Source organism: Ruegeria sp. PrR005 (genome assembly GCF_010500245.1).
GTDB classification, from domain to species: Bacteria; Pseudomonadota; Alphaproteobacteria; order Rhodobacterales; family Rhodobacteraceae; genus Ruegeria_B; species Ruegeria_B marisflavi.
Genome location: NZ_JAAGOX010000002.1, coordinates 50,063 through 75,073, shown reverse-complemented (window position 1 = coordinate 75,073; position 25,011 = coordinate 50,063). Strand labels below are relative to the sequence as shown.

Here is a 25,011-nt window from a genome sequence, read left to right as displayed (position 1 = left end):
TTGGCGGGAAATCCGGGCTTTTGGCGCCCGGCCCCTGCCCCTATACTACGTCAAAACAGGGGCGCCGCATCAGCAAATCCGGCGGCGGGCAGAGATGGCAAAACGACAGGTCGCGAAAACGACGGGGCGCAGGCCCTTTAACATCGTGGTGGTGGGCCAGAACAACCGCCTGCAATACGAGGCGGTACTCTTCGCCGCCTCGCTGCGCCATTCGACCCCCGATTTCGATGGCCGCCTGTTCATCGCCCACCCGCAGCCCGGCCCGAAATGGTACGATGACCCGAGTATCCAGAGCGACGAGGTGCGCGCCACGTTCGACATGCTGGGGGCCGAGCTTTTGCCTTTTGAGAACAAGGTGTTCGGCCAGACCTATCCGCATGGCAACAAGATCGAGGCGCTGCTGGCCCTGCCCGAGGGCGAACCTTTTGTCTTTTTCGACACGGACACGCTGGTCACCGGCGACCTGATGTCGGTGCCCTTCGATTTCAGCCGCCCCACCGCCTCGCTCAAGCGCGAAGGCACCTGGCCGCAGCCCACGCTCTATGGTCCGGGCTACAGCGATATCTGGCGGGCGCTCTATGCCCGGTTCGGGCTGGATTTCGAAAGCTCGCTGGATTTCGATCAGCCCGATGAGTATTGGAAACGCTATCTCTACTTCAACGCGGGCTTCTTCTTTTACGAATGCCCGCACAAATTCGGGCACCGGTTCCTGACCTATGCCCGCTCGATCCGCGATACGCCTTTGCGGGAACTGGCGTGTCAAAGCCTGGATCCGTGGCTCGATCAGGTGGCGCTGCCTCTGGTGATCCATTCCTTCGGCGGCGGCCGCAACACCCTGCCTGACGGCCTGCTCGACGGTTCGGTCACCTGCCATTACCGCCTTTTCCCCCTGCTTTATGCGCGCGAGGCCGATCACGTGGTAAACGTGCTGGAAGAGGTCTGTGCGCCAAACCGGATCAAGAAGGTGCTGAAGAATTACGAACCGCTGAAAAAGATTGTCTATCAGGGCAAAGGCGAGAAAATCCGCGCGATGTTCGACCGCGCGGATCTGCCTCACAAGGAACAGGCCATTCGCAACCGGATAAAATCCAAGGGGCTCTGGCTCAGGTAACGACCTATTTCTTGCCGAACACTTCTTCCCAGTAGTTGTAAAGCGCCAACAGGATCACGAATCCTGCGATGAAGGCGAAGGGCAAACCGCCCCAGAACCCGGCAAACCCGGTCGAGATGCTGTACGACAGCCCGACCACGAAGGTGATCATCAGGCCCAGCCCGATGGTGGCCGTGATGAAATTGACCAGTTTCGACATTTCAAACCTCCTCTCGCGCGGCTGAACCCGTCAGCGCAGCTTGCATCCATGCCGCCGTTCTCATCAGGCGGTCGTCCTGTTCCCGTGCCCCGATCAGTTGCACCCCAATCGGCAATTCGTCCGCACCAACCAACACCGGCAGGGTGAGGCATGGCAGACCGGCCAGTGTCCAGATGGTGCAATAGACCGCGTCGCCAGTGTTTCCCGCTGACAGCGGCAGGGCCTGACCCGATGCCGACGGCGCCAGGATGGCATCGAAATCGTTGAAGTGATCCACAAAAAACGCTTCTGCGGACGCCTTGATCTCTATTGCTTCGCAGTATTGTGCCCGGCTGATCGCGGTACCTCGTTCCAGGGCTGCGCGCATTTCTTGGCTCAGCGTACCCCCGTGATCGCGCGCGATGTCCTGCATGTTCTCGGCGATCTCGTAATCGTATATCACCTTGTGAACATCGGTCAGTCCGACAAGCTGCGGCGCGGCCGGAAACCGCTCGACCCGGTCGCCCAAAGCGTCCAGTACCGACTCCAGACCCGCGCGGGCATCCGCATCCAACCGGTCGTGATAGGGCATGTCGAACCAGGCGAAATCAGGCTCCACCGGGACCTCGGCCCTGGCACCTGCCAGATGTCTGGGACGCGGCCGCGCAAAACTGGCGGGATCGTCCTGATCATAGCACCCAATCGCGTCGACCAGCAGCGCCATGTCTTCGAGCGTGTTGGCAAAGCCGCCGATCTGATCCAGTGTGATCGAGGTGCGGAAGACGCCCGTGCGCGGAATGATCCCGCGGCTCGGCTTGAAGCCGAATGCACCGCAGAACGAGGCCGGACGGACGACCGATCCGCCTGTCTGTGTGCCAATCGCAAGCGGCACGTGACGCGCTGCCACCGCCGCGGCGGATCCGCTTGAGGACCCGCCCGGTGTCCGTGACGGATCATGCGGATTGGTCGTCACAGTCGGGTGCAAATAGGCCAGTTCGGTGGTCCGTGTCTTGCCCATGATCACCGCGCCAGCCTCGCGCAGACGCTCGACCAGACGCGCGTCGCGTCCGGACTGGCGCCCAGAGAAGATCACGCTGCCCCGCTGGGTGGGCATGTCGGCGGTATCCACGATATCCTTGAGCGCCACTGGCACCCCGTGCAAGGCACCTGTCGCCCGCCCTGCCCGCCTGATCCGGTCAAGTTCCCGCGCCTGGGCCAGCGCATGGTCCCCATCCAGATGCGCCCATGCCTGCACCACAGGTTCAGTCTCGGCTACCCGCGCCAGACAAGCTTGCACGAGGTTCTCCGAACTCAGGCGGCCGGCCCTGATAGCCTCTGCCGCCTGCGTTGCTGACATCAAAGTCGGATCCATCCGCATATCAGGGGACCCACACGCCGAACAGGTAATCCGGGAACCACAGCGCAATGCCCGGGAACTGGTACATCAGCACCATGCACAAGATCACGATGGCCAGATACGGCATCAAACCCTTGAAGATCTGGATCAGTTCGATCTGCGACTTCAGAACGCCCTTGAGGTAATAGGCCGACATCGCCATGGGTGGTGTCAGGAACGAAGTCTGAAGGTTCAACGCCACCAGCATGGCGAAGAAATACGGGTTCACCCCGAACGTATCCAGCATCGGGAGGAAGATCGGCACGAAAATGATCAGGATCTCCGACCATTCCAGCGGCCAGCCCAATAGGAAGATGATCAGCTGCGCCAATACCAGGAACTGCCAGGGTTGTAGGTTCATGCCCACCACCCAGTGCTCGATCACGTCATGCCCACCGAGATAGGAAAAGACCGACGCGAAAGTCCATGAGCCCACGAACAGCCAGCACACCATCGCCGTTGCCTTGGCCGTAAGGAACACGCTTTCCTTGACCTTACCCCAGGTCAGAGACCGGTAGAGCATCGCCAGGACCAGGCCACCCAGGGCGCCCATCGCGGCTGCTTCGGCCGGTGTCGCCAACCCACCCAGAATCGAGCCCAGCACGAGAAAGATCAGAACGGTCAGCGGAACGAAGGACACCAGCAGGTTCATGTAGATTTCCCGCTTTGGCGGCACATCTTCCAGCTGTGGCTTGGGCGCAAGCGCCGGATTGATGCTGACCCGGATGATCACGTAGACGATGTAGAGACCGGCCAGCATCAGCCCTGGAAACACCGCCGCAGCATAGAGCCGCAAGGGCGACAGTTCGGCAATCGCTGCATAGACGATCAGCATGATCGACGGCGGTATGAGGATGCCCAGCGTCCCGCCCGCGCAAATCACCCCGGCGGCAAAACTTTGGTTGTAACCGGCCTTGTTCATCGCCGGATAGGCCAGCAGACCCATCAGCGTGACCACCGCGCCAACGATGCCCGAAGCCGTCGAGAACACAGCACAGGTCAAGAGCGCCGCAATTGCCAGCGAGCCCGGCAGGTTTCGTGCAGCCATATAGAGGGAAAAGAACAGCCGGTCGACAATATTGGCGCGTTCCACCACGTATCCCATGAACAGGAACAGCGGGATGGCGACCAGCGTGTCGTTCTCCATCACGGAATAGGTGTTCTGGTTCAGGAGATAAAAGATGTTGTTGTCGAAGATCTCGGAAATCGACTGGGGGCTGTGATAATAGGCGTAGTAGCCAAAACCGACACCCATCGCGAGCAGCGTAAAGGCGATCGGAAAGCCCAGTAGAACCAGTACGATAAACATGCAGAGCATGACGATTGCGATCTGAGGATCACTCATTGCCGCGGCCTCCTGCCTGCGTCCCGTACATCTCGGGGTGGTCTTCCTGCATGTGCATCAGCATGTCTTCAGTCTCTTTCACGTCGTCGATACGCGGCAGCCACTCGCCGCTGCGCATAGCCAGCCAGCACCGGGCCATTTCGGCCAGCCCCTGCAACATCAGCAGCGCGCCGGCGACCGGGATCAGGGTCTTGAAGAAGTAGATCTGGATACGGGCCGGGCTGTTCCAGCTCACTTCCTTGTACCGCCAGCTATCCGAGGCGATCTCCCAGCCGTACCAGAACAGCGCGAACATGCCGGGAAAGAAGAAGAGGATATACAGCACGAAATCCACGCGCGCCTGCCAGCGCACCGGAAACAGACGATACAGAACATCGCCACGCACATGCGTATCCTGTGCCAGCGCATAGGCGCCCGACATCAGGAACAGCGCCCCGTACATCTGCACCATCATGTCAAAGGCCCAGACCGTCGGCGAATTCAGCACGTAACGCACGAAAACTTCATAAGACACCGAAAGCGTCAGAATGAGAATGCACCACCCGAAGGCCTTGCCAACCCATTGGCTCAGCCCTTCGATGGCATGGATGGTTTTGATCAAGGTCTGTCCCCCATCATCGCGCCACAAGGGGCGGGGCCACTGTCGCGGCCGCCGCTCTTGTCAGTTCGAACCTTTGGTTCAGCCGAAATAATGGCCGTAGGCCAGTTTGTAGTCGGGCTGGTTCAGGTTGAGGTAGTTCATCACCGTCTTGGCATAGGCCTTTTGGCTCTCCACCACCTTGGCAAAGAACGCGTCCTCGCCCGAGATGCGGTCGACCACCACATCCCACGCCTTCAACTGCTCTGCCATGACGCTGTCGGGGGTGCGATAGACGTTCACGCCCTGCTCGGTCTGGAGTTTCACCAGATCTTCCGAATAGCGCTTGGTGTTGTGCCAGTAGAAGTTCGAGTTCTCGGCCTCGGAGGCGTATTTGAGGATCGCCTGAAGCTCGGGCGCCAGGGCCTCGTACTTCTTCTTGTTGAACGTGACCTCGAAGAATTCCTGGCTCTGGTGGAACGAGGCCAGGTGATAGTGCTTGGATACGTCCTGCATGCCGAAGTCGCGGTCCGAGGTCGGGTTGTTGAACTCGGCCGCGTCGATCAGGCCCGACTTCATTGCAGGCTGGATTTCGCCGCCCGGCAGCTGCACCACCGACATACCCATCTCCAGCAGAACATCTGCCGCAAGGCCCACGGTGCGATACTTCAGCCCCTTCATCTGGCTGGCATCCGTGATCTCTTGCTTGAACCAGCCCAGCGGCTGCGCGGGCATCGGCGAGTTGAAGAAGGACACCACGTTCAGGCCAAGGCTTTCCATCAGCTCGTTAAAGAGCTCCATGCCGCCGCCGTAGTGGACCCAGCCCAGGACTTCCTGGCTCGACCAGCCAAAGCACGGGCCGGTTCCAAACAGCGAGGCTGCCTTGGACTTGGAGTACCAATAGGCAGGAACGTAATGGGCAGCATCCAGCACGCCGCGGTGCACGGCATCCTGCATCTGGCTGGTCTTGACGACCGAGTCCACCGGCAGCAGGTCTATGGTCAGGCGGCCTCCCGACATTTCGTTCACGCGGTTCACGTAGGATTGCGCGTTCTCAAGAAAGATACCGCCGCCCCATGCGGCCTGCATCTTCAGCGTAACGCCTTCCTGTGCATGGACAGCCGGAGCTGCCAGAACACCCGCGCCGGCAACAGCCGTTCCCCGCAGAAAGTTTCTGCGATTCATCTTTTCAGTCATTTCTCCTCCCATTTCCGGGCCAATCGGTTTGTTCTAACCAAGCCCTGTCCGCCAAAAGCAGACCCGTCAACGATAGTCACAGAGCGCAAACATTCAAATTCTTTTCAGTGTTTTTTGCCGAAATTGGTAATATTTCTTTTCCAGACAGGAAGGGTGTGCACCATCGGCGCGCACTTTCGGCTCAATTTTCGACCTGACGTTGATATCCGCCCGCCCCGCATGAGCGTACCCAGCGGTGAGTCCCTTGCAGGACAAAACGAGAAATCTGGCAAATGCCATCCAGTTCTGGCCAGAACACGTTGGCCAGATTCAGAAAGCGAGGCTCTGTTCGAAGGCCGGGTTAACGGGCCCGTTCAGACCGGATGTGCCCCCGGGGCGACTGAAGCTGACAACAAGTCGCGGGTGTATTCATGTTCCGCACGCATGGCACGCAGCGCATCGACATCCATCACCTCGACGATTTCGCCGTTCTTCATCACCGCAAGCCGGTCGCACATATGGCCGATGACCGGCAGATCGTGGCTGACCATAAGGTAAGTCAGACCGTGTTCCGCACGAAGATCGGTCAGCAGGTTCAGGATTTCAGCCTGAACCGACACGTCCAGTGCCGAGGTCGGCTCGTCCAAGAGCAGGATCTCGGGCTCGCCCGCCAGCGCGCGGGCAATCGCCACCCGTTGCCGCTGACCGCCCGAAAGCTGATGCGGATAGCGAAAGCGGAACCGCCCACCCAGCCCCACATCGTCCAACAGGCGTCGGACCCGGGCGTCAATATCGGGGATGCCGTGCAGATGCAGCGTTTCCGACAGGACCTGATCCACCGAATGGCGCGGATGCAGCGAGGCGTAAGGATCCTGAAACACCATCTGCACCTTGCGGAAAAAGGCACGGTCACGCTTGCCGCCCGACAGCGCCTGACCGTCGATGGTGACACGCCCCGACCAGTCTGGCGCCAGCCCGGTGATCGCCCGCAGGATGGTGGACTTACCCGAGCCGCTTTCCCCCACCAGACCAAAGCTTTCGCCACGCGCCACCGAGAAACTGGCGCCGCGCACCGCGTCGACCCGGTCGTGACCATGGCCGAACCAGACGTTCAGTCCCTCGATCTCGATCATGCTCATGCCCGGCCTCCGACACTCGGCGCCTCGGACCAGGTGGGATCGCGGCTCAGCACCTCCAGCTTGGCGCGCGGCTGGTCCAGTCGCGGCAGCGAGTTCAACAGGCCGCGCGTATAGGGGTGCGTCGCCTGATGCAGCTTGTCGGCGTCGCAAACCTCGACGATGCGCCCGGCATACATGATCAGCACCCGGTCGCAGAACTCGGACACCAGGTTCAGGTCGTGACTGATGAAGATCAGGCCCATTCCGCGCTGTTTCACCAGATCGTCCATGATGTTCAGCACCTGCCGCTGCACCGACACATCGAGCGCCGAAGTCGGCTCGTCCGCGATCAGGATCTGCGGGTTGGGGATCAGCATCATCGCGATCATGATGCGCTGACCCATGCCGCCAGACATCTCGTGCGGATAGGCGCGCATCACCCGTTCGGGGTCGCGGATCGATACCGCCTGGAGCATTTCCAGCGAGCGTTTGCGCGCTTCGACCTTGCCCACCTTGTTGTGCAGCAGATAGGCCTCCATGATCTGGTCGCCGACGCGCATCACCGGGTTCAGCGAGAACTTGGGGTCCTGCATCACCATCGAGATGCGTTCGCCCCGCACCGCGCGCATGTCCTTTTCTGTCAGGTCGAGCAGGTTCTGCCCCTCCAGCGCGATCTGGTCGGCCTCGACGATCCCCGGCGGGCGGATAAGGCGCAGGATGGCCCGGCCGGTCATCGACTTGCCCGAACCGCTTTCGCCCACGATGCCCAGCCGCTCGCGCCCCAGAGAGAAGGAGATGCCGCGCACAGCCTCGACCACGCCCTGACGGGTGGGGAACTTGACCCACAGGTTTTCTACGTCCAAGAGGCTCATTGGCTGCCCTCCTTGGGGTCGAGCACATCGCGCAAGCCGTCGCCCAGCAGGTTAAAGGCAAGGCTGACGGTAAAGATCGCCAGCCCCGGCATGGTGGCAACCCACCAGTAGTCCAGGATGAAACGGCGCCCTTCGGAGATCATTGCCCCCCATTCCGGGCTGGGCGGTTGGGCGCCAAGCCCGAGAAAGCCCAGACCCGCGGCGGCCAGGATGATGCCCGCCATGTCCAGCGTCACCCGCACGATCAGCGACGAGATGCAAAGCGGCCAGATATGCCGGGTGATGATGCGCACGGGGCTCGCACCCTGCAGGCGCACCGCGCTGATATAGTCCGACGCGCGGATGGTCAGCGTCTCGGCCCGGGCCATGCGCGCATAGGGCGGCCATGCGGTCAGCGAGATCGCCAGCACCGCATTCTCGATCCCCGCGCCCAGCGCCGCCACAAAGGCCAGCGCCAAAACCAGCCGGGGAAAGGCCAGAAAGATATCGGTGATCCGCATCAGCACCACGTCGACCCAGCCGCCAACATAGCCAGCGACGGTACCCACCAATAGCCCCGCAAGCGGGGCAATCAGCGCGACCAGCGTCACGATATAAAGGGTGATGCGGCTGCCATAGATCAGCCGGCTCAGGATATCGCGGCCCAGACTATCGGTGCCAAACGGGTGACCGGGGCTACCCAGCGGTTGCAACCGGTTGCCCAGATTCTGCACATAGGGATCATGTGGTGCCAGGAACGGCGCGAACAATGCCATCAGCACCAGCGCCACCAGAATGCCCAGCCCGAACATCGCCATGGTATTGCCGCGCAGGGTCAGCCAGCCCTTGTAAAGGCTGGCCAGCCGGGCATGGCGGCGCGAGGTCGGCTCGTCGGTCAAGAGCCATTGCCGTAAAGTAAGTGTTTCGCTCATTTCGACCTCGGATCGAAGACCCGGTAGAGCAGGTCGGAAAACAGATTGAGACAGATGAAGATCAGCCCCACCACAACGGTTCCGCCCAGCACGGCGTTCATGTCGGCGCTGAGGAGCGCGGTAGTGATATAGCTGCCAATCCCAGGCCAGCTGAAGATGATCTCGGTCAGCACCGAGCCTTCGAGCAGGTTGGCATAGCTCAGCGCGATCACGGTGATCAGCTGTACCCGGATGTTGCGGAACGCGTGGCCCCAGATCACCTGGCGTTCGGACATGCCCTTGACGCGGGCGGTGGTGATATATTCGGCCGACATCTGCTCCAGCATGAAGGATCGCGTCATGCGGCTGATATAGGCCAGCGAGTAATAGCCCAGAAGCGTCGCGGGCAGGATGATATGGGAAAACGCATTGCGGAACACGCCCCATTCGCCGGCGATGGCACTGTCGATCAGGATCATGCCCGTGCGCGTGGGCACGATGTCCTGGTAGAAGATATCGAGCCGCCCCGGCCCTCCGACCCAGCCCAGAACGCCGTAAAAGATCAAAAGGCCCATCAGGCCCAGCCAGAAGATAGGCATCGAATAGCCCACCAACGCCACGACGCGGGCGATCTGGTCGATCCAGCTGCCCCGGCGCACGGCGGCGATGACGCCCAACGGCACGCCCAGCAACACGCCGATCAGCGTGCCCAGCGTGGCCAGTTCCAGCGTGGCGGGAAAAACGCGCTTGATATCCTCTGAGACAGGACGGGCATTCAACAGAGACATGCCGAAATCGCCATGCAGAACATCCCAGAGGTAGTAGAGAAACTGCACCAACAGCGGTTTATCGAGGCCCAACTGCTCGTAGACCGCATCATAGGTGGTTTGGCTGGCACGCTCGCCCACGATCGCCAACACCGGGTCGATCGGCATCACCCGACCTATGATGAAGGTGATGAGGAGCAGCCCCAGCATGGTGATCGAGACCGAACCGAGGGCCACGAGGACCCCCTTCAGCCAAGGGGCGAGAGACGCGCGAACGCGCCTCTCACGAGTGTTTTCGCTCAGTGCCATTTACTTGGTGACTTGCCAGTAGGACGCCGAGGTGATGGCCTGCCCGGTCGAGAAGTTCATCACGTTGTCGCGCTGCGCCGATTGCTCGATCTGCTGGAACATGATGACAAAGGGCGAGGTTTCGCGGAACTCGGCCTGGATCTCCTCGTACATCTTGGCGCGCGTGTCGCGGTCATTTTCCACCACGGCGGCGTCCGTCTTTGCGGTCAGCCCGCCGGTGTCCCAGCTGTTGCGCCAGGCCAGCAGACCGGTGGCCTGCGCCTCATCGGAGTTGTCCGGGTTATAGGCGAAGGTGCCCGCATTGGTATGCGGATCGGGATAATCCGGCCCCCAGGCGCCCAGATAGACATCCAGTTCCCGTGCCCGGTAACGGCTGAGGATCTGCTTGGCGGTGCCGATGGTGATGTTCATCTTGATCCCCACCTGTCCCAGCGAGTTTTGCAGCGACTGGGCGATCTCGATCCGCTCCTGCGCCTCGCGCACGCCGACCTCGATCTCCATGCCTTCGGGGATGCCCGCCTCGGCCAGCAGCGCCTTCGCCTTTTCCACATCATAGGTGAACGGCGCGGCGTCCGATGCACCCAGATAGGTCTGCGGCAGGAAATTCTGGTGAATGGTGTACTGACCACTGAGGAAACTGTTCTTCATCCCTTCGTAATCAACCAGATACTTGAAGGCCTGGCGCACCTGCGGCTTCGACAGTTCGGGGTGTTTCTGGCTGAGCGACACATACATCAGCCGCCCCTTCAGCTCTTCCTCGACCTTGACGCCCTCAGCATTGCGGGCGCCTGCGATATCCTCGGGGTTCAGGTTGCGGGCGATGTCGATATCGCCGCGCTCCAGCAGCAGGCGCTGGCTGGCACTTTCCTGTACGTGGCGCACGATCACGCGCTCCATCGCCGGGGCGCCGCGATAGTAGTCGGGGTTCGACTGGATTGTGATGCTTTCATTCGGCTTCCAGCTGACCAGCGAATAGGCGCCCGACCCGGCGGTATTGGTCTTGAGCCAGGTATTGCCCATATCGCCGTCCTGCTCGTTGGCCATGACGACTTCCTTGTCGACGATGCCACCAATGACCGCAGTCAGACAGTTCAGCACAAACGAAGTCGCATAAGGCTTGTCGGTGGTTATGGTCACCGTGTTGCCATCCGCCTTGATGGTTTCTGCCGCGTTTTCAGCGGTAAAGCCGAACTGGGTCAGGATAAAAGCCGGGGTCTTGTTCAGGATCACCGCCCGTTGCAGCGAAAACTCCACATCCTCGGCCCGGACAGGGTTGCCGGAATGGAATTTCAGCCCCTCGCGGATGGTGAAGGTGATCGAGCGCTTGTCCTCGCTCACCGTCCAGCTTTCGGCAATCTCGGGCTGATAGCCCGCCTTCAAGTCCATCGGGTCAAAATTCACCAACCGCATATAGACGTTGCGGCTGAGGTCAGAGCCCGCAAATTCAAAGCTTTCGGCCGGGTCCAGCGTGGTGATGTCATCGATCCGGTGTGCAATCACCAGCATGTTGGGCGGGGTTTCGGCCTTCGCCATCGGCGCGGGCGCGGTCATCAGGACCGCAGCACCCAGCACGGCGCTTGATAGAAGTCGGTTCAAAGCGTTCATCTTTTCTTTTCCTCTCCTGTTTTCTTGGTCTTGGTCAATTCTTGCTGTGCTCACGCGCCCCAGGTCCGCTCCAGAACCCTGAGCCAGTTATCGCGGCACAGCTTGTCGATCAGCGCCGCGCCATAGCCATGGTCGGCCATGGCCTGACGCAGGACCGGCAGGTCGGCGACCGTGGTCAGCGCCTCGGGCACGATGGCGCCGTCGTAATCCGAGCCGAGGCCCACACGGTCCTCGCCCAGAATGGCTATCATATGGTCGAGATGGCGCAGCATTGTCTCGACCGGCACATCGCTCAGCTTGCGCCCGTCTTCCCGCAGAAAGGCCACCGCGAAATTCAACCCCACCATCCCGTCGCTCTCGGCAATCGCACGCAGCTGATCATCGGTCAGGTTGCGCGAGATGGGACAGAGCGCATAGGCATTGGAATGGGTCGCCACTAGCGGTTTGTCGGAATGGCGGGCAACATCCCAGAACCCTGCTTCATTCATGTGCGACAGGTCGATAAGGATGCCCAGCTGATTACAGCGCCGCACCAGCCGGATGCCGTGATCGGTCAACCCCGGCCCGATATCCGGCCCCGAGGGGAAGCGGAACGGCACGCCGTGACCAAAGATCGTGTTGCGGCTCCAGACCGGGCCCAGCGAACGCAACCCGGCGGCATGCAACACGTCCAGCATGTGCAGATCGGGATCGATCCCTTCAGCCCCTTCGATATGGAAAATGGCGGCAATCCGCCCCGCCGCCAGCGCCGCGCGCATCTCACCCACGCTGCGACAGACACTCAGCGCGCCTTGGCGCTCCAACTCGAACAGGATCGCGGCCTGGCTCAGCACTACCGGCAGCGCATCCTCCCAGTCGATCGGTTCAGGCAGCGGCAGGTCATAGCTGGAATGGGTCATCTCGGCATCGCGCGCTTCGCGATCCATCGGCGAGGGCACGTAGACGGCAAAGAAACCACCGCCAAAACCGCCCGCCTGCGCCTTGGGCAGGTCGAGCGCGCCATCGCGCCCGGTCAGAAAGCTTCCCGCCTGCGCCAGCCCGCCCGCGCGATAAAGCTTGAGCAGGACATCGTTATGCCCGTCGATGATCGCCGGATGCGTTGCCGGCATGAGAACCCTCCCCGATGGCGGTTGCCCGGATGATAGAGAAGAAATTTGCATGGCAGAGGGAAAAGTGCATGAGTTGAACTCATAGAGCTAGTCTGAATCCGGGACCCCCATGGCAAAGCCCAAGACCTGGCACTCGCTGCCCGAGTATTTCGCCCTGCGCGCGCTGATGCAGACCGGTACCACCACCGGTGCTGCGCATCAGCTGGGCCTGTCACAATCGGCGGTCAGCCGTTCGGTCGCCAGTCTGGAGCACCGGTTGGGCACGGCGCTGTTCGAGCGCGAGGCGGGCCGGCTGCGCCCGACGCAAGAGGCAGTGCGGCTGAACCTGCGGCTTGATCCGCTGTTCGAGGCGCTCGACCGGATCGACGGGCAAACCGAACCGGTGCGGGAAACCTTGCGCCTGATCGCGCCGCCTTCTTACGCGCATCGTTTCCTTGTGGCTCAGATCAGCAGCTTCATGGCGATGAACCCAGCCTTCTTCGTCAGTTTCGAGGTGAACACCTCCGACGAAGTGACACGCGGCATCCTGGACGACCGATTTGACCTGGGGATCAGTGGCGTCGAGCAGAGCCGTGCGGGCGTCAAGACCATGCCCTATCGCGTGTCTGGCGCGGTCTGCGCCATGCCGCCCGATCATCCGCTGGCCGGGCGCGACAGGATCAAGCCCATTGACCTGCATGGCCAGAACATGATCGCCCTGACCCGGCGCCATGTGCGACGTGGCCAGATGGAGCGTCTGCTGCACCAGGCCCGCGCCACTCCACGCATCGTGGCCGAGGTCTCGACCTCTTTCGCCGCAGCCGATTTGGCCAGAGAAGGCGTGGGACTGACAGTGATCAACCCTTTCCCGATCTACCATTATCGCGCCGGGGATCTGGCCTTCGTGCCCTTTGCCTCGGATCTGGAATACCGCAGCTATTTCCTGGTGTCTGAAACCCGGCCAATGACCCGCCCTGCCCGCGCCTTCATGCGGCATTTGCGGCTGAACACTCCGCCTGACCCGTTTTCGCGCAAGGCCTGACCCGTCATTCCTGGTGAATTGGCTCGGCGGTGAACCCACCACCCTGATACAGCGCGTCAGGCGCATCGACCGGCCCCTGCGGTTCGGACATTTCCAGCTCTTCCCGCCAAGGCTCGGATGTATCCAGCGGCTCCCATCCCAGATACCCGACGTGGGAGTTATCCCACCAGCCAGAGCGTGTTTGCGACACACCATAAATCACCGGACAGCCAAGCCGCGGTACGATGAAACACCGCTCGACCAGCGAGAACAGATCGCGATAGCTGAGCCAGGTGGACAGCATCCGCCGATTGCGTGGTTTGGGGAAGCAAGATCCGATCCGAACTCGCGCTGTTTCGATGCCGAATTTCTTCCAATAGACCAGCGCCAGTTGCTCGCCATACACCTTTGAGGCCCCATAGAGCCCGTCCGCCATCGGCGGGGTAAAGGCATCAAGCCGTTCGTCGATGCGGTAGAATCCGATCGTGTGGTTGGACGAGGCGAAGAAGATCCGCGGTTTTCCCGTGACCCGTGCCGCCTCGTAGAGGTTGTAGACCCCCCGAATATTGCCGCGCTCGATCAGTTCGAACGTCTTCTCGGTGCTCACACCGCCGAAATGGGCTACCGCGTCGCAACCATCGACCAAGTCCCGCACGGCGGCGGCATCGCCCAGGTCGGACTGAATGAACTCCTCGTTCCCGTTCACTCCCGCTACCGGCACCATGTCGCTCAGCCGGATCTCCTCAGCCAGGTCCGCCAGATGGCTGCGGGCCTGAGTTCCCAACGCCCCCGCGGCGCCGGTGATCAACAAGCGTTTCAGCTTGGCCATATTCGCCTCCGTCAGTAGCCGCTGGGCTTGTCGCCGGAACCCGCACCGGCACCGCTGCCCAACAACGCGCGCGCCTCGGTAACGGCTCCGCGCGAGCCCGACGCCAGCAGCGCCGAGTCGGCAGCAATCGTTACCATGTCAAATCCCCAGCCAACCGCCTGCGCCGCATAGGCCGGGGTCCCGCAATGCAGCCCCGCCGCGATGCCCGCGCGCTTGGCCGCCGCTTGGATGGCCTTGATCGTGTCGATCATCTCGGGCTCGGTCCGGTCCACGCCCGCAGGCAACCGGCCATTCGTTACACCCAACGTCAGGTCGGATGGACCGATATAGATACCGTCCAGCCCCGGCGTGGCACAGATCGCATCCACATTGGCAAAGGCCTCGCCAGTTTCGATCATCGCCAACACCATCACCTGGTCATTCGCTTCGGCGGGGTAGTTCGCCCCGGCCGAGAAGCTGACCCGCGTCGGGCCAAAGCTGCGGTTGCCGCGCGGCGGGTAGCGCACCATCGCCACCAGGTCGGCCGCCTCTTCGGCGGTGTTGACCATCGGGCAGATGATGCCATAGGCCCCGGCATCGAGCAGTTTCATGATGATCCCCGGCTCGCGCCATGGCGCGCGCGCAATCGGCGTCACCCCGCTGGCGCGCATCGCCTGCAACATCGCCTTGGCGTCGGAATAGTCGAGGAAACCGTGTTGCAGGTCGATGGTCAGGCTGTCGAACCCAGCCGCGGCCATGATCTCGGCGGTGAACGGATTGCCGATGCCAAGCCAGCCGTTGAGCGTGGGGCGGCCCTCGGACCAGGCCTGTTTGACTGCGTTGGGGATCATGGATGCTACCTTTCCTCTCTGCAAAACGTCATGCGACGCGGTACGGGGCCAGCCGGTCCCAATCGAAGATGACACCGGTGCCCGGTTCGTCCGGGGCCAGCGCCATATGGTTTTCCACCCGAAGCGGGCGTTTGGTGTAGCGATCAATCGGAAAGGAATGCACCTCGATCAGACCGGCATGTGGTTGCGCCGAAACAAGGCTGACATGCAGTTCCTGCATCCCGTGCGAACAGATCGGCAAGCCCGCCTTGCGTGCTAGCGCGGCAACTTGCAACCAGCCGGTGATACCGCCGCAATTCGACGCATCGGGTTGCAGGAACGACAACCCGGCCCGATCCACGGCATATTCGAACTCGTGAATCGTGTGCAGGTTCTCGCCCATCGCCAGCGGAACCGGGCTGACCTTGGACAGGCGCCCATAGGCGTCGTAGTTGTCAGGGATCATCGGTTCCTCGAACCACAGAAGGTCGAATGGCGCAAAAGCCTGCGCCGCCTCGGTCGCCTGCGCCTCGGACATCGAGTAATTGGCATCAACGGCGAACGCGATATCCGGTCCAATCAGCGCGCGCACGGCGGCAATCCGCTTCAGGTCCTCGTCCAGCGTCGGTTGCCCGATCTTGATCTTGACCCCGTTGAACCCGGCTTCAAGGTAACCGCGAATGCTGTCCAACAGTTTAGGCTGGTCGAAGCCCAGGTCGATCCCGCCGCAATAGGCGCGGCAACGGTCCGATGCGCCGCCCGCCATCCTCACAAGTGATTTGCCAAGGGTTTTCCCGCGCAGGTCCCAAAAGGCGATGTCGACCACCGAGATCGCGAAGCTGGCGATGCCGCCCCGCGCGACATAATGCACATGCCATTGCATCGCCTCATAAAGCGCCTCGACCGGCTCCGCGGCCTGCCCGCGCAGGAACGGCGCAAGGTCATGGGTGATCATCGCATGGATCGCGTGACCGCCCTTGCCGCCAGTATAGGTATATCCGGTGCCGGTCGCGCCATCGTCAAGCGTCACCGTCGCTGTCACCAGTTCGAAATGCGTGTGGTCGCCATGCTTGGCGTCCACCAGCACCTCGTCCAAAGGTACATGAAACAGGCGCGGCTCGACCGAGACGATGCGGCTCATAGCCCACGACACTCCGGCACCGGGGTCAAGACGGTGCCATCCTTAAGGAATTGCGAGAGGTTGTCACAGGTCAGGTCGCCCATCGCCTGCCGCGTTTCCACCGTGGCCGAGCCGACATGCGGCGTCAGCACCACGTTCTCCATCCGTTTCAGCGCATCGGGTACCTTGGGTTCAGCTTCGAACACATCCAACCCCGCCCCGCCCAGCGCACCGCTTTCCAATGCAGCAACCAGCGCAGGTTCGTCCACGACCGAGCCGCGCGAGACATTGATCAGCACGCCCTCGGGACCCAACGCGGAAAGGACTGTCGCATTGACGATATGGCGCGTCCCGGGTCCGCCCGGAGTGATGCAGACCAGCGCATCGCATTCTGCCGCCATTGCTTCGAGATTGTCGAAATATGGATAGTCCACCGGTTTCGGGGTACGGCTGTGATAAGCCACCTTCGCACCGAAGGCCTGTACCCGGTCGGCGATGGTCTGACCAATCCGGCCAAGGCCAACGATGCCCACGGTCGTTCCCTTGACCGAGCGAGTCAACGGAAAGGCGCCCTTTTCCTCCCACGCGCCCTTGCGCACCCAGCGGTCGGCCGGCACCAGCCGCCGATAGACCGCCAACCACAGCAGGATGGCGGTATCTGCGACCTCGTCGTTCAGCACATCGGGCGTGTGCGAAACGAGAATACCCCGCGCCGCCGCCCCGGTTGCGTCGATGGCGTCATAGCCGACGCCATAGGAGGAGACCACCTTGAGGTTCGGCAACGCCTGCATGACATAGGGCGGAACACCCCAGTGCCCGTCCGTCGCGACGGCCACAAACTCGGCGCCGCGCGCTGTCAGCATCGCCGCGCGCTCCGCCTCGGGGGTGTCGAACAGTCGGGTGATCTCGAACTCGGCCTCGAACCGGGCGCGCATCCGCTCGGTTACATTGCCGATCTGCAAGAGCTGCGGCTTAGTCATCGGCCCGTACCTCCTGCCGCTGGATACCCAACCCGTCGATCCGCAACTCCATCACGTCGCCCGCTTTCAGGAATGTCGGCGGCTTCATGCCACCGCCCACGCCCGGCGGTGTCCCGGTCGAAATCACATCACCCGGATGCAGGGTGAAAAGCTGGCTCAGATGCGAAACGATCTGGCGCACGGTAAAGATCATCGTGGCGGTACTGCCGGTTTGCATCCGTTTGCCGTTCACCTCCAGTGACATGCCCAGCGCCTGCGGATCGGCGATCTCGTCGCGGGTCACCAGCCAGGGTCCGGTAGGCCCGAAGGTGTCGCAGCTTTTGCCCTTGGTCCATTGCCCGCTCAGCTTGTTCTGAAAGGTCCGCTCGGACACATCATTGCAGATGCAATAGCCCGCGACATGATCCAGCGCATCTTCTTCGCTGACGTACTTTGCGGCCTTGCCGATCACCACGCCCAATTCGCACTCCCAGTCGGTCGTGGTCGAGCCGCGCGGCATCACCACGTCGTCATTGGGTCCGACAACGGCCGAATTGGCCTTTATGAAAAGGACAGGATGCTCGGGGTAAGGCAAGTTCATCTCGTCGGCATGGTCCGAGTAGTTGAGTCCGATGCACATGAACTTGGTGAACCCGGTGACACAAGCGCCCAGCCGTGGGTTTCCAGATACCAATGGCAGGCTGCTCGGATCCAGCGCGCGCAGGCGGCCCAGGCTCACATCGTCCAGCATCGCACCACTGATGTCGGCCACATATGCGCTCAGGTCCCGGATGTTTCCGTCGGCGTCCAGCAGCCCGGGCTTTTCAGCGCCGACTGGCCCGTATCGCAGAAGTTTCATGTCGTCTTGTCCTTCTCAGTGATTGTCGCGCGGCAGCGCGCTGTTTCCGATGTCGCGATAGGCGTCGGCCCCGCGCAATGTCATCCCCTCCGAGAACGGGCGTACCCGCTCGCGGAAAATCTCCTGCCAGGGCGACTGGCTGGGCGGGGTAAAGGGATGGTCGGGCAGCGCGGCACGGCGCGCTGCCAGTTCCTCGTCGCTGACCAGCATGTTGGCGGTGCAGGCGTTCAGATCGATGCGCAGCCTGTCGCCGGTACGCACCAGAGCCAGCCCGCCGCCCTCTGCCGCCTCGGGAGAGGCGTTCAGGATCGAGGGAGATCCTGAGGTGCCCGACTGCCGCCCATCGCCGATGCAGGGCAGCGCGTGGATCCCCTGTTTCAGCAGGTAGGAGGGCGGCCGCATGTTCACCACCTCGGCCCCGCCGGGATAGCCGATGGGACCGGACCCGCGCATGATCAGGACACAGTGGGCGTCGATGGCCAGGCTTTCGTCGTCGATCCGGGCGTGAAAGTCCTCAGGGCCGTCGAACACGATGGCCCTGCCTTCAAAGGCGTTCGGATCGTCGGGATTGTCCAGATACCGCTGCTGGAACTCCGGGCTGATCACGCTGGTCTTCATGATCGCGCTGTCAAACAGATTGCCCTTGAGGTTGATGAACCCTGCGTCGCGTTTCATCGGCGCGGCAACGGACTTGATCACCGCCGGGTTCTCGCTGCGGCGGCCCTCGCAATTCTCGCCGATGCCCCGCCCGTTCACCGTGACGGCACCGGGATGCGGCAGCATCCCCTCGGCCAGCAATTCGCCCACCACCGCCGGCACTCCGCCCGCGCGGTGGTAATCTTCGGCCAGGTATTCGCCCGCCGGCTGAAGGTTGACCAGCAGCGGCACCTTGTGACCCAACCTTTGCCAGTCGTCATTGTCCAGCGCGACACCCAGATGTCGGGCAATGCCGTTCAGGTGGATCGGCGCGTTGGTAGACCCGCCAATCGCCGAGTTCACCACGATTGCGTTCTCGAAGGCCGCCCGGGTCATGATATCGGACGGTTTCAAGTCCTCGTGGACCATCTCGACGATCCGCCGCCCGGTCTCATAGGCCATCTGCCCGCGTTCACGATAAGGCGCGGGGATCGCAGCAGAACCGGGCAGCTGCATGCCCAGCGCCTCGGCCAGGCTGTTCATCGTGCTGGCGGTTCCCATCGTGTTGCAGTACCCCACCGAAGGCGCCGAGGAGGCTACCAGCTCCATGAAGCCCGCATCGTCGATTTCGCCCGCCGCCAGCAGCTCGCGCGCCTTCCAGACGATGGTACCCGAACCGGTGCGTTCGCCCCTGAACCAGCCGTTCAGCATCGGCCCCACCGAAAAGGCGATGGCTGGGATGTTCACCGTCGCCGCCGCCATCAAGAGCGCCGGTGTGGTCTTGTCGCAACCAATATTTAGCACTACCCCGTCCAGCGGATAGCCGAAAAGCGTTTCCACCAGGCTGAGGTAGGCCAGGTTGCGGTCCAGCATCGCCGTGGGCCGCTTGCCGGTCTCCTGGATCGGGTGCACCGGCACCTCGATCACCGTGCCACCCGCCGATATGATACCGTCACGTACTCGCTTGGACAGTTCCACATGGTGCCGGTTGCAGGGGCTCAAATCGGATCCTGTCTGTGCGATGGCGATGATCGGCTTGCCCGACTGCAACTCCTCCCGCGTCAGCCCGTAGTTCAGATAGCGCTCGAGATAGAGCGCGGTCATCTCGCGATTGTCCGGGTTGTCGAACCAGAATTGCGAACGCAGACGCCGTTTTGTCATGTCTTTCCTCTCCCCGTTCAACCGGCCCAGCCGCCGTCGATGATATGCGCCTGCCCCGTCGTGAACGCACTTTCATCCGAGGCGAGATAGACCGCAAGCGCGGCAATCTCCTCGGCCTTGCCGATCCGGCCCATGGGCTGGCGTGCGACGAACGCCTTCATCGCCGCCTCGTAGTCACCCGTGGCGCGCAGCCGGTCATGCAGCGAGGGGCTTTCCACCGTTCCCGGGCAGATCGCGTTACACCGCACGCCTTGGGTGATGTAATCCTTGGCCACCGCTTTGGTCATTCCAATGACCGCCGCCTTGGTGGCGCCGTAGACGAACCGGTTCGGCGCACCGATGATAGACGAGGCCGCCGAAGACATGTTGATGATGGACCCGTTGCCGCGTGCCAGCATCCCCGGCAGCGCCGCCCTCATCGTGCGGAACATCGATCGCACGTTGAGGTCAAAGGCAAAATCCCAATCCTCATCCGTAGCATCCAGGATGGTGCCGTGATGCACGAAGCCCGCACAGTTGAACAGGATGTCGGGGTTCGCTCCACTGACGATCTCGGCCACCTGCGCATTATCGCGCACGTCGAGCCGCATCACCTCCAGATCTCCCGCCGCGTCCGATTTCAGCGCCGCAAGCATTTCGGTGTTGATATCGGTCGCCAACACCTTTGCGCCCTCGGCGGCCATAGCCAGCGCCGTAGCCCGTCCGATCCCCTGTCCGGCGGCTGTCACCAGCGCCGTCTTGCCTGCTAGTCTTTGTGTCATGTCGAAAAATCCAGATGCACTTTCATTGATTGGGTACGGTCGCCGGCCAGGTCAAAGGCTTCGCGCGCCTTTGACAAAGGAAAGCTGCCGCTGAGGATCGGTGTCACGTCGATCCGGCCACTGGCGATAGCCGCGACCGCGTCGCCAAAGGCATGGTGGAACCGGAAGGAACCGCGCAGGTCGATTTCGCGCGCGATGGCTAGGTTCCGGTTGAAGCCGATTTCGCCGCCGAGGCCCAGCATCACCATCACCCCGCGTGGGCGTAGGCAGGCCAATCCGTCGTTGAAGGCGCTGGCAACGCCTGTCGCCTCGAACATCACGTCGAAATACCCTTTGCCGCTGGCAAACTCGGCGTTCCAACCGGGTTGCGTGGCGTCCATCGCGCGGTCGGAGCCCATCAAGCGGGCACGTTCCAGAGCTACGTCCATCACATCGGTCACCACCACCTCGGCCGCTCCCGCCGCCTTTGCCGCCAGCAACACCAGCGCGCCGATCGGGCCACAGCCGGTGACCAGCACCCGGCGACCTTCAAGCTGCCCGGCACGTTCCAGCGCGTGCAGCACCACCGCCAGCGGCTCGGCACAGGCTGCGTGGGTCGGCGGAACATGGGCGGGCAGCTTGTGACACTGATCGGGCCGAGCCAGTATCTCGTCCCGGAAGGCGCCCTGGATATGCGGCACCGGCATCGCCGAGCCGTAGAACCGCATGTTTTCGCAATGCATCTCCAGCCCCGCGCGGCAATACTGACAGGTGCCACAATTGCGGCTGGGCGAGACGGCGACAAGATCGCCCTCCTTCAGACCCCCATCGCCCGGGGCCGACAGGACCCGGCCTGCCACCTCATGACCCAGGATCATCGGTTCGATCATCCGCACCGTGCCGAACCCGCCATGCTGATAATAGTGCAGGTCCGAGCCGCAGATTCCTCCGGCTTCGATACGCACATGAACCATCCCCTCAATCGGTCCCGGCACGGCGCGGGTTTCGACCCGCAGATCGTGCGGGGCATGCAGAACGACGGCTCTCATTGCAGATACTCCCTTGCCCGCCCAGTCGGCGACGGGCGGACTAGTGTTTCCGCAAACACGCTCCTAGAGTGACGCCGAACAGGGGAGGAAGCGGAATGAGCGGATTGTTCGATCTTACGGGTCGCCGGGCCTTGATCACGGGTTCCAGCATGGGTATCGGCCTGGCATTGGCGCGCGGGCTGGCGCAGCACGGCGCCTCGGTCGTGCTGAACGCACGCAACGCGACGCGTCTGGACGAGGCCGCCAAAACCCTGAACGCCGAAGGGCATGAGGTGGCAACCGCCGCTTTTGACGTCACCGACAGTGACGCCGTGACCGCCGCCATTGCAGGTATCGAGGCCGAGGCTCCGCTTGACATCCTGATCAACAACGCCGGGATGCAGCACCGCGCGGCGCTTGAGGATTTTCCCGAAGAGCGGTGGGATGCCCTGTTCTCCACCAATGTCAAAAGCGCCTTTCTGGTCGGCCAGGCGGTTGCCCGCCACATGATCGCGCGCGGTCGCGGGCGCATTGTCAACATCGCCTCGGTGCAAAGCGAACTCGCCCGTCCGGGTATCGCCCCCTATACCGCTACCAAGGGTGCAATCCGCAACCTGACGCGGGGCATGGCGACCGATTGGGCAAAACACGGGCTTCAGGTCAACGCCATCGCGCCAGGGTACTTCAAGACACCGCTCAATCAGGCACTGGTCGATGATCCGGCCTTTTCCGAATGGCTGGCCAAGCGCACCCCTGCGGGTCGCTGGGGCAATGTCGAGGAGCTGGTGGGCGCGGCGGTTTTTCTGTCCTCGGACGCCGCCACATTCGTGAACGGCCACACGCTGTTTGTCGATGGCGGCATAACCGCGTCGTTGTAGGGGAGGACGAGAGATGCAGATAGGTTTTCTGGGCACCGGTCTGATGGGCGCGCATATGGTGCGCAACCTGTTGAAGGCAGGCCATACCGTCACCGTCTGGAACCGGACTATCGCAAAGGCCGAGGCGCTGGCAGCAGACGGCGCCACGGTCGCTGCCTCGCCTGACCGGGTTGTGGCTGGGGTGGACCTGGTGATCTCGATGCTGGCCGATGGGCCTGCGACCGAGGCGATCCTGTCGGACCCGGCCCTGCGGCAGGCTCTGTCCCCCGGCTCGATCTGGGTGGACATGTCCTCGGCCAAGCCCGAGGAATCCCGCGCCCATGCGCGCGGTCTTGCACCGCTGGGCGTCGCCCATCTGGACGCGCCCGTTTCGGGCGGGACACGCGGGGCCGAGGCAGGTACGCTGGCCATCATGGCGGGTGGCGCGGCGGATACCTTCGACCGCGCACTCCCGGCGCTGGACGCTATGGGCCGCCCGGTACTGGTCGGCCCCAGCGGATCGGGCCAATTGGCCAAGCTTGCCAACCAGGCGGTGGTCGCCATCTCGATTTCGGCCGTGGCCGAGGCAATGCTGCTCTTGGAACGTGGCGGCGCCGATCCGGCGGCGGTGCGCGACGCGCTCAAAGGCGGGTTCGCTGACAGCACCATCCTGCAACAGCACGGCGCCCGCATGAGCGCGCGGGATTTCGCGCCGGGCGGGTTTACCCGGCTCCAGATCAAGGATCTCGACAATGTACTGGGCGAGGCCGCAAGCCTGGGCCTGACCCTGCCCGCGACCCAGGAAACCCGGCGCCGCTTTGTTCGGCTGCGCGACGAGATGGCCGGTGGAGAACTTGACCACTCCGCTCTGTTCATGGAGCTTTGTGACCTCAACCAGTTGGAGACCGGCAGATGAGTATTCTGATCCTTGGTGGCGGGGGAATGGTCGGGCAGAAACTGGCCCATTCTCTTGCCGATCACGGCCTGACAGGACATGAAGGCGCGCCCGTCACCCTGTTCGATATCGGTTTCCCCGAAACCGGTGCGCCGGGGCAGCAGATTCGCGGCTCGGTCACCGACCCGCTTGCCATGCGTCGTCTCGCCGCCGCGCGGCCAAAAGTGATCTTTCACCTCGCTTCCATCGTTTCGGGAGAGGCCGAGGCCGATTTCGAGCTGGGCTGGCTCACCAATATGCAAAGCTTCTGGACCCTGCTCGAAGCTCTGCGCGCCGAACACCTGGCCTCGGGCGGCAGCTATCGCCCCCGCTTTGTCTTTACCTCGTCCATCGCGGTGTTTGGCGGACCCTATCCCGACAAGATCGGCGACGAGTTCCTCAGCGCGCCGCTGACGTCCTATGGCGCGCAGAAGGCGTGCAACGAATTGATGCTGACCGATTTCTCGCGCAAGGGATTTGTCGACGGCATCTCGATCCGCCTGCCGACCATCTGCGTGCGCCCCGGCAAGGCGAACAAGGCCGCCTCGTCCTTTTTCTCGGGCATCATCCGCGAACCGTTGAACGGGCTGGAAGCGATCCTGCCCGTGCCCGACACAGTGCGTCACTGGCACGCATCGCCGCGCGCGGCCGTAGGCTTCCTGCGCCATGCGTCCACCATGGATCTGGATCGGTTGCAAGACCGCCGCGCGCTCAGCATGCCGGGTGTCTCCTGCACCGTCGCCGAGCAGATCGAGGCGCTGCGCGCCATCGCTGGAAACAACGTCGTGTCGCTGATCCGGTCGGAACCGGATGAGACCGTCCAGCGCATCGTCCAGGGCTGGCCACGCGACTTTGACGCCGCTCGCGCCCGGAAACTGGGATTCGCCGCCGAAAGCGACTTTGCCGAGATCATCCGCATCTATCTGGAGGACGATCTGCATCGGGGCTAGAGCGATCTGGCCAAGTGATCGACGATCGCCGCCTTGCACCGATTGACATCCCGGGCCAGCGCCGCGTCGACGATCGCCTTGTGCTCTCTGATGATGGCCTCGAAGTAGTTCGCACCAAAATCCCGCTCGGCGCCGACGACCTGCTGTCGGAACAGCGTATAGATCCGGTCATAGGTCTCCATCAATATGGGAGACCCACAGGCAGCGATAAGCGTGGTGTGAAACCCGATCTCGGCATCGGACCAGACGTCCATGTAGGGCGACACGTCCGTGACATGGGCGATCTGACTTTCGATATGGCTCAGCTTGTGATGCGCTGCGGACAGAGACGCCTCCCATTCCAGCCCGCCCATCCGAATGGATCGCTCTGCGCCCTCATGCTCCAGCAGGATTCGGAACCGTGTCACATCGCTGCGCCGCTCGGAGGAGGAGGGCGAGGCCCGAAAGCCGCGTTGTTCCTCAAATTCGACCAGCCCGGTGGGCAAAAGGCGCATGAGAACATCACGCACCGTATTGGCGGAAACTCCATATAATCCCTGAAGATCCGCGGGCTTGAGGCGCTCGCCCGGCTTGATGACCGCCGTCATCAGCTTGCGATGCAGATCATCGTAAATATCAGCCGTTTCTATCTTCATTTTCTGATTCATGCCGGATGCCCCGGATCCGTTTGTGTGTC

Annotated in this window: 25 protein-coding genes; 5 read left to right on the top strand and 20 right to left on the bottom strand. The window is 62.4% G+C overall.

Going from position 1 to position 25,011, the window contains the following annotated elements; genetic code table 11:
* Positions 1–94: 94 nt before the first annotated feature.
* Entirely contained in the window at positions 95–1,111 is a 1,017-nt protein-coding gene (locus G0P99_RS01315) for a hypothetical protein (protein ID WP_164126988.1), read from the top strand.
* 4 nt (positions 1,112–1,115) lie between these two features.
* Here G0P99_RS01315 and G0P99_RS01310 read toward each other — a convergent pair whose 3' ends face one another.
* From G0P99_RS01310 to G0P99_RS01260, 11 genes are all read right to left on the bottom strand, one after another.
* Positions 1,116–1,310, bottom strand: a complete 195-nt coding sequence (locus G0P99_RS01310) for a DUF2244 domain-containing protein (protein ID WP_164126987.1) — start codon at positions 1,308–1,310, stop codon at positions 1,116–1,118.
* A 1-nt stretch (position 1,311) separates the two neighbouring features.
* Positions 1,312–2,586, bottom strand: coding sequence for an amidase (locus G0P99_RS01305; protein WP_370462670.1), 1,275 nt, complete (start codon positions 2,584–2,586; stop codon positions 1,312–1,314).
* Between the two features lie 82 nt (positions 2,587–2,668).
* The gene (locus G0P99_RS01300; RefSeq protein ID WP_164126985.1) at positions 2,669–4,030 is read right to left on the bottom strand and encodes a TRAP transporter large permease subunit; all 1,362 of its coding nucleotides are present in this window, start codon (positions 4,028–4,030) and stop codon (positions 2,669–2,671) included.
* A complete protein-coding gene (locus G0P99_RS01295) occupies positions 4,023–4,631 on the bottom strand; it encodes a TRAP transporter small permease subunit (RefSeq protein WP_164126984.1) in 609 nt (202 codons plus the stop codon). Before G0P99_RS01295 ends, G0P99_RS01300 begins: the two co-directional genes overlap by 8 nt.
* Positions 4,632–4,709: 78 nt before the next feature.
* Positions 4,710–5,804 carry a TRAP transporter substrate-binding protein gene (locus G0P99_RS01290; protein WP_164126982.1) on the bottom strand — a complete coding sequence of 365 codons (1,095 nt, stop codon included), beginning with the start codon at positions 5,802–5,804 and terminating at the stop codon, positions 4,710–4,712.
* Positions 5,805–6,157: 353 nt separating this feature from the next.
* On the bottom strand, positions 6,158–6,922 hold the full coding sequence (locus tag G0P99_RS01285) for an ABC transporter ATP-binding protein (protein ID WP_164126980.1): 765 nt from the start codon (positions 6,920–6,922) through the stop codon (positions 6,158–6,160).
* Positions 6,919–7,773 carry an ABC transporter ATP-binding protein gene (locus G0P99_RS01280; protein ID WP_164126978.1) on the bottom strand — a complete coding sequence of 285 codons (855 nt, stop codon included), beginning with the start codon at positions 7,771–7,773 and terminating at the stop codon, positions 6,919–6,921. The genes G0P99_RS01285 and G0P99_RS01280 overlap by 4 nt, the downstream gene beginning before the upstream one ends.
* Positions 7,770–8,684, bottom strand: a complete 915-nt coding sequence (nikC, locus tag G0P99_RS01275) for a nickel transporter permease (protein WP_164126976.1) — start codon at positions 8,682–8,684, stop codon at positions 7,770–7,772. The genes G0P99_RS01280 and nikC overlap by 4 nt, the downstream gene beginning before the upstream one ends.
* Entirely contained in the window at positions 8,681–9,739 is a 1,059-nt protein-coding gene (locus tag G0P99_RS01270) for an ABC transporter permease (RefSeq protein ID WP_164126975.1), read from the bottom strand. Before G0P99_RS01270 ends, nikC begins: the two co-directional genes overlap by 4 nt.
* On the bottom strand, positions 9,740–11,344 hold the full coding sequence (locus G0P99_RS01265; RefSeq protein WP_164126973.1) for an ABC transporter substrate-binding protein: 1,605 nt from the start codon (positions 11,342–11,344) through the stop codon (positions 9,740–9,742).
* A 50-nt stretch (positions 11,345–11,394) separates the two neighbouring features.
* Positions 11,395–12,453: a dipeptidase gene (locus tag G0P99_RS01260; protein WP_164126971.1), complete on the bottom strand. Its 1,059-nt coding sequence runs from the start codon at positions 12,451–12,453 to the stop codon at positions 11,395–11,397.
* A 109-nt stretch (positions 12,454–12,562) separates the two neighbouring features.
* On the opposite strand from G0P99_RS01260, the gene G0P99_RS01255 reads away from it, so the two are divergent.
* Positions 12,563–13,474: a LysR substrate-binding domain-containing protein gene (locus G0P99_RS01255; RefSeq protein ID WP_164126969.1), complete on the top strand. Its 912-nt coding sequence runs from the start codon at positions 12,563–12,565 to the stop codon at positions 13,472–13,474.
* A 4-nt stretch (positions 13,475–13,478) separates the two neighbouring features.
* Here the strand turns inward: G0P99_RS01255 and G0P99_RS01250 are convergent, their stop codons facing one another.
* Genes G0P99_RS01250 through G0P99_RS01215 form a run of 8 tightly spaced genes read right to left on the bottom strand, consistent with a single transcriptional unit; the run spans position 13,479 to position 21,615 of the window.
* Positions 13,479–14,282 carry an NAD(P)-dependent oxidoreductase gene (locus tag G0P99_RS01250; RefSeq protein WP_203582928.1) on the bottom strand — a complete coding sequence of 268 codons (804 nt, stop codon included), beginning with the start codon at positions 14,280–14,282 and terminating at the stop codon, positions 13,479–13,481.
* Between the two features lie 11 nt (positions 14,283–14,293).
* The gene (locus tag G0P99_RS01245; protein ID WP_164126967.1) at positions 14,294–15,112 is read right to left on the bottom strand and encodes an HpcH/HpaI aldolase/citrate lyase family protein; all 819 of its coding nucleotides are present in this window, start codon (positions 15,110–15,112) and stop codon (positions 14,294–14,296) included.
* A 28-nt stretch (positions 15,113–15,140) separates the two neighbouring features.
* Positions 15,141–16,232 (bottom strand): mandelate racemase/muconate lactonizing enzyme family protein, encoded by a 1,092-nt coding sequence (locus G0P99_RS01240; protein ID WP_164126965.1) that lies wholly within the window; start codon positions 16,230–16,232, stop codon positions 15,141–15,143.
* A complete protein-coding gene (locus G0P99_RS01235; protein WP_164126964.1) occupies positions 16,229–17,191 on the bottom strand; it encodes a 2-hydroxyacid dehydrogenase in 963 nt (320 codons plus the stop codon). The genes G0P99_RS01240 and G0P99_RS01235 overlap by 4 nt, the downstream gene beginning before the upstream one ends.
* Complete coding sequence (locus G0P99_RS01230; protein ID WP_164126962.1) at positions 17,184–18,029, bottom strand: fumarylacetoacetate hydrolase family protein; 846 nt, start codon at positions 18,027–18,029, stop codon at positions 17,184–17,186. The genes G0P99_RS01235 and G0P99_RS01230 overlap by 8 nt, the downstream gene beginning before the upstream one ends.
* Before the next feature lie 15 nt (positions 18,030–18,044).
* Positions 18,045–19,826 carry an IlvD/Edd family dehydratase gene (locus G0P99_RS01225; RefSeq protein WP_164126960.1) on the bottom strand — a complete coding sequence of 594 codons (1,782 nt, stop codon included), beginning with the start codon at positions 19,824–19,826 and terminating at the stop codon, positions 18,045–18,047.
* Between the two features lie 17 nt (positions 19,827–19,843).
* Positions 19,844–20,587, bottom strand: coding sequence for an SDR family oxidoreductase (locus tag G0P99_RS01220; RefSeq protein ID WP_164126958.1), 744 nt, complete (start codon positions 20,585–20,587; stop codon positions 19,844–19,846).
* A complete protein-coding gene (locus G0P99_RS01215; protein ID WP_164126956.1) occupies positions 20,584–21,615 on the bottom strand; it encodes an L-idonate 5-dehydrogenase in 1,032 nt (343 codons plus the stop codon). Before G0P99_RS01215 ends, G0P99_RS01220 begins: the two co-directional genes overlap by 4 nt.
* 95 nt (positions 21,616–21,710) lie before the next feature.
* Here G0P99_RS01215 and G0P99_RS01210 point away from each other — a divergent pair, with 95 nt between their 5' ends.
* From G0P99_RS01210 to denD, 3 genes are read left to right on the top strand one after another with little or no spacing between them, the layout of a single operon-like run.
* Positions 21,711–22,472: an SDR family oxidoreductase gene (locus G0P99_RS01210; protein ID WP_164126954.1), complete on the top strand. Its 762-nt coding sequence runs from the start codon at positions 21,711–21,713 to the stop codon at positions 22,470–22,472.
* 13 nt (positions 22,473–22,485) lie between these two features.
* Positions 22,486–23,367, top strand: coding sequence for an NAD(P)-dependent oxidoreductase (locus tag G0P99_RS01205; RefSeq protein WP_164126953.1), 882 nt, complete (start codon positions 22,486–22,488; stop codon positions 23,365–23,367).
* Positions 23,364–24,335: a D-erythronate dehydrogenase gene (denD, locus tag G0P99_RS01200; RefSeq protein ID WP_164126951.1), complete on the top strand. Its 972-nt coding sequence runs from the start codon at positions 23,364–23,366 to the stop codon at positions 24,333–24,335. The genes G0P99_RS01205 and denD overlap by 4 nt, the downstream gene beginning before the upstream one ends.
* On the opposite strand, the gene G0P99_RS01195 is transcribed toward denD, so the two are convergent.
* Positions 24,332–24,970: a GntR family transcriptional regulator gene (locus G0P99_RS01195; protein ID WP_164126949.1), complete on the bottom strand. Its 639-nt coding sequence runs from the start codon at positions 24,968–24,970 to the stop codon at positions 24,332–24,334. The two genes, denD and G0P99_RS01195, sit on opposite strands and share 4 nt — an antisense overlap.
* Positions 24,971–25,011 lie beyond the last annotated feature (41 nt).